Genomic DNA, 13,393 nt, shown 5'->3' with positions numbered 1-13,393 from the left:
GAAGGTGGGCGCACCGTCGGAGCCGGCGTGGTCACCGACATCATCGAGTAAAGCCTTGAGCCCGGCTGGGCTTTGAGACGGAAAAGGTGAAAGACGATGCGAGTATTGGTCACTTTAGCGTGCCAGGAGTGTAAACGGCGCAACTACACGACCACAAAAAACAAAAAGACGACCCCGGATCGTCTGAGCTTTCGCAAGTATTGCAAGTTCTGCAACGCTCATACGGTTCATAAGGAAACCAAGTGAACGTAGCCAAGACAATGAAAGCGCACAGGCTGCATGGCGGCGTGGACGAAGGTGGACGAAACTTGGAGACGAACAAGAAAGTCCCGGTCAAAAAATCAAAGGACGGTTCCGGGGAAGCCAAGGAAGCGGCGGCCTTGAAAAAGAAGGCACCGCGCAAGGCCGGGCCCGCTGAGCCGAGCCTCTGGACACGTTTTCAGACATACCTGCGTGAAGTGGTCTATGAGCTGCGCAAGGTGGTGTGGCCTTCCCGCAAGGAAACCATCGGCTCCACGTCCGTGGTGGTGATCCTCGTGATCCTTTGCGGGATCTATTTGGGTATCGTGGATTTCATCTTAGCCCGTTTTGTGAGGTTTCTCATCGGCTGAGTCGCCAAAGCCCAAGCAGGGTTGGGGCTTAAGGGGAGCGGGAGAAAAGGCGTGGCAAAGCAGTGGTATATTGTCCATACCTATTCGGGGTTTGAGCACAAGGTCAAAGCGAGTTTGGAAGAGCGCATCAAGGCGGCGGGAAAGTCCGAATACTTCGGTCAGATTCTGGTACCCACCGAAAAGGTGGTGGAACTTGTCAAGGGAGAACGCCGCGCTTCTTCGCGAAAGTTCTATCCCGGCTACATTCTGGTTCAGATGGAACTCAACGATGAGACCTGGCACCTGGTGCGCCACACTCCGAAAGTGACCGGGTTTATCGGCAGTCAGGAAAAGCCCATTCCGCTTACCGATGAGGAAGCTCAGGCCATCCTGCAGCAGATGCAAGAAGGAGTCCAGAAGCCTCGACCCAAGTATCAATTTGAAAAAGGCGACGAAGTGCGTGTGGTGGACGGACCCTTCACCAGTTTTCATGGTGTCGTGGACCAGGTGATTCCGGAAAAGGGAAAGGTTCGCGTGCTGGTATCCATTTTCGGTCGTTCCACTCCGGTGGAGCTGGATTTTGTGCAGGTCCAACGCCTGTAGGCCTTTGACCGTCGCCTTTTTTTTCCTGCCCTTTGGCATGAGGTGACGGCTCCAGGGCATGAGACCATAGGGGAGTTGATGTCACATGGCAAAAAAGGTGATAGCAAACGTTAAATTGCAGATTCCGGCCGGCCAGGCCAATCCGTCCCCACCCGTGGGGCCGGCTCTGGGTCAGCACGGTGTCAACATCATGGAATTCTGCAAGGCATTCAATGCCAGAACTCAGGGTCAAGAAGGGATGATCATTCCTGTGATCATCACCGTCTACGGGGATCGTTCCTTTACTTTCATCACCAAGACCCCGCCTGCCTCGGTGCTTTTGAAAAAGGCGGCCAAGATCGCCAAAGGGTCCAGTGAACCCAACCGAGACAAGGTGGGCAAAGTGACCAGGGCTCAGGTGGAAGAAATCGCCAAACTCAAGATGCCCGATCTCAACGCTCGAGACCTGGCAGCGGCCATCCGCACCATCGAAGGAACGGCTCGCAGCATGGGAATCGTTATCGAATAATCCGTGGGCTGTCGCCGCGGTCTGGTGACAGAGTGGGTCGGTTGGAGAGAAGGAAATGCCGAAGCGAGGGAAAAAATATCGCGCTGCGCTTGAAAAGGTGGATCGAACCAAGCGCTATACCTTTGAAGAAGGCCTCAATCTGGCGCTCCAGTGCGCGTACGCGTCCTTTGACGAGACCTTGGACATCGCCGTGAAGCTGGGAGTGGATCCTCGCCATGCGGACCAGATGGTCCGTGGCACGGTGGTGCTGCCCAACGGTTTGGGAAAGGTGGTGCGCGTGGCCGTTTTCGCCAAGGGTGAAAAGGTTAAGGAAGCCTTGGACGCCGGAGCCGACGTGGCCGGCGGCGAAGAACTCATCGAAAGAATCAAGGATGGCTGGATGGAGTTCGACAAGGCTGTGGCCACACCGGACATGATGGGCCAGGTGGGCAAGATCGGAAAGATTCTCGGACCTCGAGGCCTGATGCCCAACGCCAAACTGGGCACCGTGACCTTCGATGTGGCCAAGGTGGTTCAAGAAATCAAAGCGGGCAAGGTGGACTTTCGCGTGGAAAAGACCGGCATCGTCCACGCTCCCATGGGAAAAGTCTCTTTCGGCCCGGAAAAACTTTTGCAAAACATTTCCACCTTTATCGACACGTTGATTCGGCTGAAACCCACGGCCGCCAAGGGCACGTATCTGCGAGGAATCGCCATTTCCACCACCATGGGACCCGGCATTCGCATCGACCCTCTGGCCGTGAAAAGCATCCTGGGCTAAAGTCCAGGAAAACGGACACTCGTAAACTGCCGTTGGGTGCTTTCACGCATCTGAGACCGTAGGTACATCGGGAAGGTGTTTAAATCCGTTCGGAAAACAAGGCGCCGCCGAACGGGACCTACCGAGGTGGTGAAAAGACCAACGGGATCGTTCCATGCGGACCATGCGTTGAGGAAAGCACGCCGGCAGAGGAAAGGAGGGATGAGAGAGCTTGGAGAGAGTCAAGAAAGAACAGTTGGTCGCCGAGCTGCACGAAAAGCTGCAGCGAGCCACCGCCGCCATTCTCACCGATTTCAAAGGCTTGAGTGTCGCGGAGATCACGACGCTGCGTGACAATCTGGCACAGCAGGGCGTGGAGTTCAAGGTTGTCAAGAACACGCTGATGCGCATCGCCGCCAAGGGCACAGGGGCTGAAGCGGTGGAACCCTTGCTGAAGGGCACCAACGCCGTGGCCATCGCCTACGGTGATCCTGCGGTGTCGGCCAAGGCTCTCAAAGCCTTTAGCAAGCAAAACGACAAGTTCAAGGTGAAGGGTGGTGTCCTGGGCACCCAAGTGCTCAGCGTGGATGACGTGCTCGCTCTGGCGGAACTGCCGTCCCGCGAAGAACTCTTGGCCAAATTGCTGGGAACGCTCCATGCCGTGCCGACGGCCCTTGTGCGAGTGCTCAGCGGAGTTCCGCGGGCCTTTGTGGGCGTGCTGGCTGCTATTCAAAGGGAAAAAGAAAACGCATAGGACGCAAGGAGGATCATTCGCATGTCGGAAATCACCAAGGAAGATGTCATCAAGTTTATTGAAAACATGACCGTGTTGGAACTCAGCCAGCTGGTGAAAGAGCTGGAAGACCGTTTTGGTGTGAGCGCCGCGGCGCCGGTGGCTGTGGCCGCCGTGGCGGCGGCTCCCGGTGCCGAAGCCGCGCCGGTGGAAGAAAAAACGGAGTTTGACGTGGTCATTACCGCCGTCGGCGACAAGAAGATCAATGTCATCAAGGAAGTGCGTGCGGTGACCAACCTCGGCCTCAAGGAGGCCAAAGACCTGGTGGAAAACCTTCCCGGCGTGGTGAAGGAAGGGATTCCCAAGGCGGAAGCCGAAGAAATCGCCAAGAAACTCACGGAAGCCGGAGCGACCGTGGAAATCAAGTGATCCCAGTTTTCGGCCTGCCGTGTGTCGGAAGTCCTCACCCTGGGGTGAGGCTTCCGATTTTTCCTTTCAGAATGTCGGTGCCACCGAAGATTTCGCGTTGAGCGGAATCCAGGTGGCTTTGTCGCCCTTGTCACCCAGTGGCGACATTATTTCTCAAAAATGGCAGGAGATGTCATGGCAACTGCTCTGAGCCAAGAGTACCGGGTTCGAAAGAGTTTCGGGAAGATCAAAAAGATCGTGGACATCCCGAACCTGATCCAGATGCAGAAAGAGTCCTATGCCGGCTTTCTTCAAATGGACGTGCCTCCCGACAAAAGGGCGAGAAAGGGTCTTCAGGAAGTTTTTGAAAGCGTTTTCCCCATTGAGGATTTCAGTCAGACGGCTTCACTTCAATTCGCTCAGTACAGTTTTGGAGAAATCAAGTACGACGTGGAAGAATGCCTGGCCCGGGGCATGACCTACGAGGCTCCCCTGAAGATCGTCGTCCGTTTGGCGGTCTTTGACGTGGACAAAGAAACCGGGCATCGCTCCATTCGAGACATCAAGGAGCAGGAGATCTATTTCGGAACCTTGCCCATGATGACCGAAAACGGTACGTTCATCATCAACGGCACCGAAAGGGTCATTGTCAGCCAGCTCCATCGGTCTCCGGGCATCTTTTTCGACCACGATCGTGGCAAGACGCATTCCAGCGGCAAGATTCTGTACTCCGCTCGCGTCATTCCTCTGAGAGGGTCCTGGCTGGACTTTGAATTCGATCCCAAGGACATCCTCTATGTGCGTATTGACAGGCGTCGTAAACTTCCCGCCACCGTCTTTTTAAAGGCGTTGGGCTACGCTACCGAAGAACTGCTGAACTTCTTCTATCGCACTGAAAAAGTCTTTCTGATCGACGCCGAAAACGCGGAAAAGGAACTTAACAGAGAGACCCTGGAAGGCACCAAGGCTCCCGCGGACATTGTCCATCCGGTCACCGGCGAAATCATTGCCAAGAAAAACCGAAAGCTTGGCAAACAACTTCTGAAAAGGCTCGAAGACCTGGGTATTCAAAGACTTCCCATGAAGACCGAGGAAATCGTCGGTCAGGTTCTGGCCCATGATGTCATCGATTACAGCACCGGAGAGATCATCGCCGAGTGTAATCAGGAGATCACACCGATCCTTTTGGATCTGTTTTTGGAAAAAGGCATCAAGGAACTGGAGCTGTTGCATCTGCAGGGTCAGGATGTAAGCCCGGCGTTTCGAAACACGCTGCTTCAAGACAAGGTAACCAGCCGCAAAGACGCCCTTTTGGAGATTTACCGCAAGCTTCGTCCCAGCAATCCGCCGACGGAAGAGGTAGCCACGGAATTCTTCAACAATTTGTTTTTCAACCCCGAACAGTACGATCTTTCCGAGGTGGGGCGGTTGAAGCTGAATCATCAGCTGGGCTTGAACTTTCCTCTGGAGCAACGAACCCTGACGCGGGAAGACATTCTGGAAGCCGTCAAGCGCCTTATTTACCTCAAGGAAACTCAAGGCCCGGTGGATGACATCGACAACCTGGGCAATCGAAGGGTCCGAGCCGTTGGAGAACTCCTGGAAAACCAGTACCGCATCGGTTTGGTGCGCATGGAACGGGCCATCAAAGAGCGCATGAGTCTCCAGGAAATCGAAGCCCTCATGCCCCATGACCTCATCAACGCCAAACCGGTGTCGGCGGTGGTCAAGGAGTTTTTCGGCACCAGTCAGCTGTCTCAGTTCATGGATCAGACCAATCCCCTTTCGGAAGTGACTCACAAGAGGCGTCTGAGCGCCTTGGGCCCAGGGGGTCTCACGCGCGAGCGAGCGGGTTTTGAGGTGCGCGACGTGCATCCGACGCACTATGGCCGTATTTGTCCCATTGAGACGCCGGAAGGTCCGAATATCGGCTTGATTGTCTCTCTGTCGACGTATGCTCGAGTGAACCCCTACGGGTTTATCGAAACACCTTATCGCAAGGTGCAGAACAAGACCGTAAACAAAGAGGTGGAATACCTCACGGCCATGGAAGAAAAAGACTACCCCATCGCCCAGGCCAACGCTCCTTTGGATGAAAACGGGCGTTTTCTTCGAGATGAGGTGTCCGCTCGCGTGGCCGGTGAATTCATGCTGGTGCCTCCGGAAGAGATTCGCTACATGGACGTGTCTCCGAACCAGCTGGTGAGTGTTTCCGCCTCCTTGATTCCTTTTCTGGAACACGACGACGCCAACCGCGCCTTGATGGGCTCCAACATGCAACGCCAGGCCGTGCCTCTGATTCAGACACGAGCCCCCTTGGTGGGAACAGGCATGGAAAGGATTGTGGCCCGAGACAGCGGTGTGGTGATTGTGGCCAAACGGGACGGTATCGTGGAGTATGTGGACGCCAGTCGTATAGTGGTGCGGGCTGTGGAAACGCAGAGCAGCCGGGACAGCGGCGTGGATATCTATAAACTTATTAAATTCAAGCGGTCCAATCAAAACACCTGCTTGAATCAAAAGCCTCTGGTGCGTGCCGGCCAGACGGTTCGCAAAGGGCAGATCATCGCCGATGGGGCTTCTACGGATCACGGCGAACTGGCTTTGGGCCGCAATGTCATGATCGCCTTCATGAGCTGGGGCGGGTATAATTTTGAAGACTCTATTTTGGTCAGCGAACGCATTGTGCGAGACGATGTGTTCACCTCCATTCACATCGAGGAATTCGAAGTTCTGGCCAGGGACACGAAGCTGGGCAAGGAAGAGATCACTCGAGACATTCCCAATGTGGGAGAAGAGGCCCTCAAGAACCTGGACGAGAGCGGCATTGTGCGAATCGGCGCCTACATCCGCCACAACGATATTCTCGTGGGCAAAGTGACACCCAAAGGCGAAAGCCAGCTTACCCCGGAAGAAAAACTCCTTCGGGCCATCTTCGGAGAAAAAGCGAGCGATGTCAAAGACACGTCGCTTCGAGTCCCTCCGGGTGTCGAAGGCATTGTCATCGATGCTAAGGTCTTTTCCCGCAAAGGTGTGGACAAGGATGAGCGCACACGCATGATCGAAGACGAAGAAATTGCGCGTCTGGAAAAGGATCAGCGCGATGAGCTGGAAATCATTCGAAAGAGTGTGGCCAAACGTATCGCCGCTTTGTTTGCCGGAAAAACCAGTGCCGTCACCATCAAGGACGGAAAGAAAGTCTATGTGAAAAAAGGCGATCCCATCACCGACGAGGTGCTTTTGGATCTTCCCACTCGGTTTTGGAATCAGTTGCAAGCCTCGGAAGACCCGGCCCTGACCATGGAAGTGGAGCGCATCACGGACCATTACCGTGAACAGGTGGAACTGGTGCAATCCCTCTTTGAAGAAAAGATCAACAAACTCAGAAAAGGAGATGAACTGCCGCCGGGTGTCATCAAAATGGTCAAGGTTTATGTGGCCGTCAAACGCAAACTGCAAGTGGGTGACAAGATGGCGGGGCGCCACGGTAACAAGGGTGTCGTTTCCAGGATTTTACCCATTGAAGACATGCCTTATTTCGCCGATGGCACCCCTGTGGATCTGGTGCTGAATCCTTTGGGCGTGCCTTCACGGATGAACGTGGGTCAGGTGCTGGAAACCCATCTGGGTTGGGCGGCCAAAGGCTTGGGAGAACAACTGGCGAAACTGATTGAAGCCCACAAAGAAAAGGAAACTCTGGAAGAAAAGCTGCGACGAATCTACAACCAGCTGGAATTCGACAGCTACTTTAAAGACGCGGAGCCCAAGGATCTGGAAGCGCTTCTGCCGCACCTGCGTGAAGGGCTCCATGTGGCTTCTCCCGTTTTTGACGGTGCCGAAGAGGCCGAAATTCGCGATTTTCTCAAAGAAGCGGGACTTCCCGAAACAGGCCAAGCGATTCTCTACGACGGTCGCACGGGCGAACCCTTTGATCAACCGGTCACCGTCGGCATCATGTACATGCTCAAGTTGCACCACCTGGTGGACGACAAGATTCACGCTCGATCCATCGGACCTTACTCCCTGGTAACCCAGCAGCCTTTGGGCGGTAAGGCCCAGTTCGGAGGCCAAAGGCTGGGTGAGATGGAAGTGTGGGCCATGGAAGCCTACGGGGCGGCTTACGCGCTCCAGGAGTTCTTGACGGTGAAATCGGATGACCTGGCTGGAAGAACCCGTATGTACGAAAAAATCGTCAAAGGGGACAATACCTTGGAAGCCGGGTTGCCGGAATCCTTTAATGTCCTCGTCAAAGAGCTCCAAGCCCTCGCTTTGGATGTTCAATTGTTGAGCGAAGAGGAAGGCGAGGAAGAATAGATTCGCGTCAGTTGGACGTCCTGATCCTGTTCGGGCTTTCCTGAGGGATGAACTCATGAAGAAAGCCCGTTCGGCACAGGGCATGACGCACAAGGAGGAACCCTTGAAAGAGCTTTATCCTTACTTCATGAAACCGACGGATCCCCTTCACTTTGACGCTGTCAAGATCATGCTGGCGTCACCGGAAAAGATTCGCGAATGGTCTCACGGTGAAGTCAAGAAGCCGGAAACCATCAATTACCGCACCTTCAAGCCGGAACGGGACGGGCTTTTCTGTGCCAAGATTTTCGGTCCTACCAAAGACTATGAGTGTAACTGCGGTAAGTATAAGAGGATGAAACACCGGGGTGTAGTGTGCGAAAAGTGTGGCGTGGAGGTGATTCAGTCCAAGGTGCGTCGTGAACGCATGGGGCACATTGAGCTGGCCGCCCCGGTGGCCCACATCTGGTTTTTGCGCAGTCTTCCCAGCAAGATCGGAAATCTTTTGGACCTCACCATGAGGGATCTGGAAAGGGTCCTGTATTTCGACTCCTATATCGTCTTGAATGCCGGAGATGTTCCCGGCTTGAAGAAATACGATCTGCTCAGTGAAGAGAAGTATCGCAGCCTTGTTCAGGAGTACGGGGCCGGCTTTCGTGCCGGAATCGGAGCCGAAGCCATTCGGGAATTGTTGGCCGAATTGGATCTGGCGGCCTTGGCTCGAGAACTGCGCACCGAAATGATGGAAACTTCTTCCGTGGCCAAGCGCAAGAAATTGGCCAAGCGCCTGAAAGTGATCGAAGCCTTTAAGGATTCGGACAATCAGCCGGAATGGACCATCATGAACGTCATTCCGGTTCTGCCTCCGGACCTGAGGCCTTTAGTGCCTTTGGACGGAGGTCGGTTTGCCACAAGCGACCTCAACGATTTGTACCGGCGCGTCATCAACCGAAACAACCGCCTCAAAAGGCTGATGGATCTCAATGCGCCCGATATCATCATTCGAAACGAAAAACGCATGCTTCAGGAAGCCGTGGATGTTCTTTTCGACAACGGGCGCCGCGGCAAAACCATCACGGGAGCCAACAAACGGCCGCTCAAGTCTTTGAGTGACATGCTCAAGGGCAAGCAAGGCCGTTTTCGTCAGAACCTTCTCGGCAAACGCGTGGACTATTCCGGCCGTACCGTGATCGTGGTGGGACCGAACCTCAGGCTGCACCAGTGCGGCTTGCCCAAAAAGATGGCCCTGGAGCTTTTCAAGCCCTTTGTCTACAACAAGCTGGAAGAAAAGGGCCATGTGGGGACCATCAAGGCTGCCAAGAAGATGGTGGAAAAGGAAACCCCGGAGGTTTGGGACACCCTGGATGAAGTGGTGCGGGAGTTTCCGGTGATGCTCAACCGAGCCCCGACCTTGCACCGACTGGGCATTCAGGCCTTTGAGCCTATCCTGATCGAAGGGAAAGCCATTCAGCTGCACCCCTTGGTATGTACAGCCTTCAACGCGGACTTCGACGGGGACCAGATGGCCGTCCATGTGCCGCTTTCGATTGAAGCCCAAGCGGAAGCCCGCGTCCTTATGATGTCCACCAACAACATTTTGAGTCCGGCTCATGGTGGGCCGATCATTGTGCCGTCCCAGGACATTGTTCTTGGGCTTTATTACATGACACGAGAAAGGCCCTTTGCTAAGGGGGAGGGCCGCAGCTTTTCCGGCGTGGAGGAAGTGCGCTGCGCCTACGATGCCGGTGAAGTGCATTTGCATGCGCGCATCAAGGTTCGCCTCCATGGCCGTTTGATGGAAACCACCGTCGGTCGCGCTCTGTTATGGGAAACCATCAGCAGTCTTTTAGACGAACCCTTGAGCAAGGACGCTTCGCTCTTTCCCGAAATCTTTCAGCGGATCAACAAGGTCATGACCAAGAAGGCCTTGCTGGACCTCATCGATTTCAGTTACCGCAGAGCCGGAGAAAAAGCCACGGTCATCCTGGCGGACCGACTGAAAGACCTTGGCTACGCTCAAGCCACGCGCTCGGGATTGTCCATTGCCATCAAAGACATGACCATACCGTCGCGTAAATCGGAGATTATTGAAAAGGCTTTTGAAGAAGTCAGAGAGATAGAACGTCAGTACAACGAAGGTTTGATCACCGGAGGTGAAAAATACAACAAGGTCGTGGATATTTGGGCCAAAGCCACGGACAGTGTGGCCGCCGAGATGATGAAGGAGATCGAAACGGAAATTGTTGAGGGTCCCGACGGGCAAAAGGCTCGAACCACTTCTTACAACCCTATTTTCATGATGGCGGACTCCGGTGCTCGTGGCAGCAAAGACCAAATGCGGCAGCTTTCGGGAATGCGCGGCCTTATGGCCAAGCCTTCCGGGGAAATCATCGAAACCCCAATCACGGCCAATTTCCGTGAAGGACTCACCGTGCTCCAGTACTTCATTTCCACACACGGGGCGCGAAAAGGTCTAGCCGACACAGCCCTCAAGACGGCCAACTCCGGGTATCTGACCCGCCGCTTGGTGGATGTGTCGCAAGACGTCATTATCACCGAGCAAGACTGCGGCACGATGGACGGCATCATGGCCGAAGCCCTTCTGGAAGCCGGCGAAATCATTCAACGGCTGGGAGAAAGAATCCTGGGCAGGGTGGCTTTGGAAGACGTCGTGGACCCCGTCACGGGCGACGTTCTGGTGCATGCGGGTGAGGAAATCGATGAGGAAGGAGTCAAGAAGATCGAAGATGCCGGCATCGAAAAGGTCCCCATCCGCTCCATCCTCACGTGCCAGAGCCGCCATGGGGTTTGTGCGACCTGCTACGGACGGGACTTGGCGCACGGCAAGAGGGTTCAGATCGGTGAAGCCATCGGCATCATCGCCGCTCAGTCCATCGGAGAACCCGGCACCCAGCTCACCATGCGGACCTTCCACATTGGTGGAACGGCGAGCAAGCGCATTGAGCAGACGGCCATTCAGAACCGGTATCCGGGTCAGGTGAAATTCGTCAACCTCAACACGGTGCTCAACCGCGAAGGCGATCTGGTGGCCATGAACCGCAATGGGGAGATTGCCATTGTGAGTGAGAGCGGTCGGGAGCGGGAACGTTACATCATCGTCTACGGGGCCAAGCTTAAGGTTCGAGACGGGCAATGGGTGGAGCCGGAGACCCTCTTGGCGGAATGGGATCCTTACTTTACACCCATTCTCACCGATGTGCAGGGAACGGTCAAATTTGGGGACATCATCGAAGGGGTGACCATGCAAGAAAGGCTGGATCCCGTCACGGGGAAATCCAGCAAGGTGGTGGTGGAGGTTCGAGAGGGCGATATGAGGCCTCGTGTCTCCATCAAGGATGAGAAAGGCCGAACGGCTCGTGTCGGGGACGGAGGTCACGCCCGATACTATATGCCCGTGGGCGCCATCCTCATGGTCAATGAAGGGGATTCGGTTTTTCCCGGCGATGTGTTGGCCCGAATTCCTCGAGAAACCACCAAAACCAAAGACATCACGGGCGGTTTGCCTCGTGTCGCTGAACTTTTCGAGGTGCGTAAACCCAAGGAACATGCGGTCATTACGGAAATTGAAGGTGTGGTGAGTTTCGGCAAAGACGCCAAAGGAAAACGCAAGGTTATCGTCACGCCCGAAGTGGGTGAGCCTCGGGAGTATCTCATTCCCAAGGGCAAACACATCAGTGTCCATGAAGGCGACTACGTTAGGGCCGGTGAACCCCTTATGGACGGTTCTCCCAATCCTCACGATGTGTTGAACGTGCTTGGGGAAAAGGAGCTGGCCAAGTACCTGGTCAACGAAGTGCAACAGGTGTACCGACTTCAGGGTGTGAAGATCAACGACAAGCACATCGAAGTCATCGTGCGTCAGATGCTTCGCCGTGTGCGCATCATTAACCCGGGCGACTCGGATTTCCTGCTTGGGGAACATGTGGAAAAGCATGTCTTCGAAGAGGTGAACCGAAGACTGGAAGCGGAAGGGAAAATGCCTGCAGCGGCTGAACCTTTGCTTCTCGGTATCACCAAGGCGTCCTTGAGTACGGAAAGTTTCATTTCGGCGGCGTCTTTTCAAGAGACCACCAAGGTACTGACGGACGCTGCGGCGGCCGGCAAGGTGGACCGTCTGCGGGGTCTCAAGGAAAACGTCATCATGGGAAGACTGATTCCTGCGGGGACAGGCATGCGGCGTTACCGAAAGCTTCATGTGAGCGCCGAGGCCTTGCAGGAAAGGTGATCCCTTGGGGACAGGTTCAAAGGCTGAAAACGCTTGACAAGGTTCAGGCGACTCTGTAGATAGAGGTGTTTCTGAGCCTAGGGGCTCTGAGGCAATAAGTTTCTGAAATTAATGCGATCTGGAGTTGGTGGAGAAAACAAGGATGCCCACGATCAATCAGTTGGTGCGAAAGGGAAGAGAAAAGGTTCGTAGGAAATCGAGCACTCCGGCGCTTCAGAGCTGCCCGCAGAAGCGGGGCGTGTGTGTGCGCGTCTATACGACGACCCCAAAGAAGCCGAACTCGGCTCTGCGAAAGATCGCCCGTGTGCGGCTGACCAACGGCATCGAAGTGACTTCGTATATTCCAGGAATCGGCCACAATCTGCAGGAGCATTCCGTGGTGTTGATTCGTGGAGGCCGTGTTAAGGACTTGCCCGGCGTCCGTTACCACATTATTCGTGGAACCTTGGATGCTCTGGGTGTTGCCAACCGCAAACAGGGCCGATCCAAGTACGGGGCTAAGCGGCCGAAGTAAGACGTTGAGACAAGCCAAGGCGGGCCATGGCCCTGCTGAGGGCCATGGCTTCTCTTTTGCCATAAACGATGGACGAGGTTGAGGAAGGCGATGCCACGTAGAAGAGAAGTTGCGAAGCGGGAAGTGCTTCCGGACCCCAAATACAACAGCCGGTTGGTGGCCAAGTTCATCAACAATATCATGCGTCAAGGCAAGAAGAGTGTGGCGGAACGCATTCTTTACGGAGCCTTTGAAGTCATTGAGAGGCGTAGCAAGCAGGACCCTCTGGAAGTTTTTCATAAGGCCATGGAACATGTGCGGCCCATCATCGAAGTGAAATCCAGACGGGTAGGCGGCGCCACCTACCAGGTGCCTGTGGAAGTGCGCAGCGACCGACGAGACGCCTTGGCCATGCGTTGGATTATTTCCTACGCCAAAAACCGTTCGGAAAAGACCATGATCGACAAGTTGGCGGGGGAACTGTTGGATGCCTCCCAGAACCGGGGGGGATCGGTCAAGAAAAGGGAAGACACGCACCGCATGGCAGAAGCTAACAAGGCTTTCGCCCATTATCGCTGGTAAGTGATCGAAGGGCCTCACGCGGCCGGAATGATGACGCCTCTCCGGTGGCATGCGAAACGGCGCCGGCTTTCAGGGGGCGGACCAGACCCAAGGGCATCCTGACTTTTTAGAACAAAAAGTTTCGCATTCATGGATTCGGTAAGGACGTGAGGAGGAAGAGCGATGGGGAAGAAGAAGTTTGAGCGGACGAAGCCGCAC

11 protein-coding genes are annotated in these 13,393 nt (G+C 55.0%); all 11 read left to right on the top strand.

Annotation, left to right across the window (positions count from 1 at the left end):
* The first annotated feature begins 96 nt into the window (after positions 1–96).
* The 11 genes from rpmG (at position 97) to rpsG (ending at position 13,195) form a co-directional block, all read left to right on the top strand.
* Entirely contained in the window at positions 97–246 is a 150-nt protein-coding gene (gene rpmG, locus WHS46_14760; GenBank protein MEJ5349938.1) for a 50S ribosomal protein L33, read from the top strand.
* Positions 247–308: 62 nt separating this feature from the next.
* On the top strand, positions 309–611 hold the full coding sequence (gene secE / locus WHS46_14755) for a preprotein translocase subunit SecE (GenBank protein MEJ5349937.1): 303 nt from the start codon (positions 309–311) through the stop codon (positions 609–611).
* 51 nt (positions 612–662) lie between these two features.
* On the top strand, positions 663–1,193 hold the full coding sequence (gene nusG / locus WHS46_14750; GenBank protein ID MEJ5349936.1) for a transcription termination/antitermination protein NusG: 531 nt from the start codon (positions 663–665) through the stop codon (positions 1,191–1,193).
* Positions 1,194–1,278: 85 nt separating this feature from the next.
* Positions 1,279–1,701, top strand: coding sequence for a 50S ribosomal protein L11 (rplK, locus tag WHS46_14745; GenBank protein MEJ5349935.1), 423 nt, complete (start codon positions 1,279–1,281; stop codon positions 1,699–1,701).
* 55 nt (positions 1,702–1,756) lie between these two features.
* A complete protein-coding gene (gene rplA, locus WHS46_14740) occupies positions 1,757–2,461 on the top strand; it encodes a 50S ribosomal protein L1 (protein MEJ5349934.1) in 705 nt (234 codons plus the stop codon).
* Positions 2,462–2,672: 211 nt separating this feature from the next.
* Entirely contained in the window at positions 2,673–3,194 is a 522-nt protein-coding gene (rplJ, locus tag WHS46_14735; protein MEJ5349933.1) for a 50S ribosomal protein L10, read from the top strand.
* A gap of 21 nt (positions 3,195–3,215) precedes the next feature.
* On the top strand, positions 3,216–3,602 hold the full coding sequence (rplL, locus tag WHS46_14730) for a 50S ribosomal protein L7/L12 (protein ID MEJ5349932.1): 387 nt from the start codon (positions 3,216–3,218) through the stop codon (positions 3,600–3,602).
* Between the two features lie 174 nt (positions 3,603–3,776).
* Positions 3,777–7,895 carry a DNA-directed RNA polymerase subunit beta gene (rpoB, locus tag WHS46_14725; protein MEJ5349931.1) on the top strand — a complete coding sequence of 1,373 codons (4,119 nt, stop codon included), beginning with the start codon at positions 3,777–3,779 and terminating at the stop codon, positions 7,893–7,895.
* Between the two features lie 55 nt (positions 7,896–7,950).
* Positions 7,951–12,120 carry a DNA-directed RNA polymerase subunit beta' gene (rpoC, locus tag WHS46_14720; GenBank protein ID MEJ5349930.1) on the top strand — a complete coding sequence of 1,390 codons (4,170 nt, stop codon included), beginning with the start codon at positions 7,951–7,953 and terminating at the stop codon, positions 12,118–12,120.
* A 142-nt stretch (positions 12,121–12,262) separates the two neighbouring features.
* Positions 12,263–12,634: a 30S ribosomal protein S12 gene (rpsL, locus tag WHS46_14715; GenBank protein ID MEJ5349929.1), complete on the top strand. Its 372-nt coding sequence runs from the start codon at positions 12,263–12,265 to the stop codon at positions 12,632–12,634.
* A gap of 90 nt (positions 12,635–12,724) precedes the next feature.
* A complete protein-coding gene (gene rpsG, locus WHS46_14710; protein ID MEJ5349928.1) occupies positions 12,725–13,195 on the top strand; it encodes a 30S ribosomal protein S7 in 471 nt (156 codons plus the stop codon).
* Positions 13,196–13,393 lie beyond the last annotated feature (198 nt).

Source organism: Desulfosoma sp., assembly GCA_037481875.1.
GTDB lineage: Bacteria > Desulfobacterota > Syntrophobacteria > Syntrophobacterales > DSM-9756 > Desulfosoma.
This window is presented reverse-complemented; position numbering and strand designations above follow the sequence as displayed.

What these genes read in the sequence shown, in the direction of transcription:
- rpmG (MEJ5349938.1), top strand. Translation starts at nt 97, where the DNA reads ATGCGAGTATTGGTCACTTTAGCGTGCCAGGAGTGTAAACGGCGCAAC.
- rplK (MEJ5349935.1), top strand. Translation starts at nt 1,279, where the DNA reads ATGGCAAAAAAGGTGATAGCAAACGTTAAATTGCAGATTCCGGCCGGC.
- rplA (MEJ5349934.1), top strand. Translation starts at nt 1,757, where the DNA reads ATGCCGAAGCGAGGGAAAAAATATCGCGCTGCGCTTGAAAAGGTGGAT.
- rplL (MEJ5349932.1), top strand. Translation starts at nt 3,216, where the DNA reads ATGTCGGAAATCACCAAGGAAGATGTCATCAAGTTTATTGAAAACATG.
- rpoB (MEJ5349931.1), top strand. Translation starts at nt 3,777, where the DNA reads ATGGCAACTGCTCTGAGCCAAGAGTACCGGGTTCGAAAGAGTTTCGGG.
- rpoC (MEJ5349930.1), top strand. Translation starts at nt 7,951, where the DNA reads ATGAAGAAAGCCCGTTCGGCACAGGGCATGACGCACAAGGAGGAACCC.
- rpsL (MEJ5349929.1), top strand. Translation starts at nt 12,263, where the DNA reads ATGCCCACGATCAATCAGTTGGTGCGAAAGGGAAGAGAAAAGGTTCGT.
- rpsG (MEJ5349928.1), top strand. Translation starts at nt 12,725, where the DNA reads ATGCCACGTAGAAGAGAAGTTGCGAAGCGGGAAGTGCTTCCGGACCCC.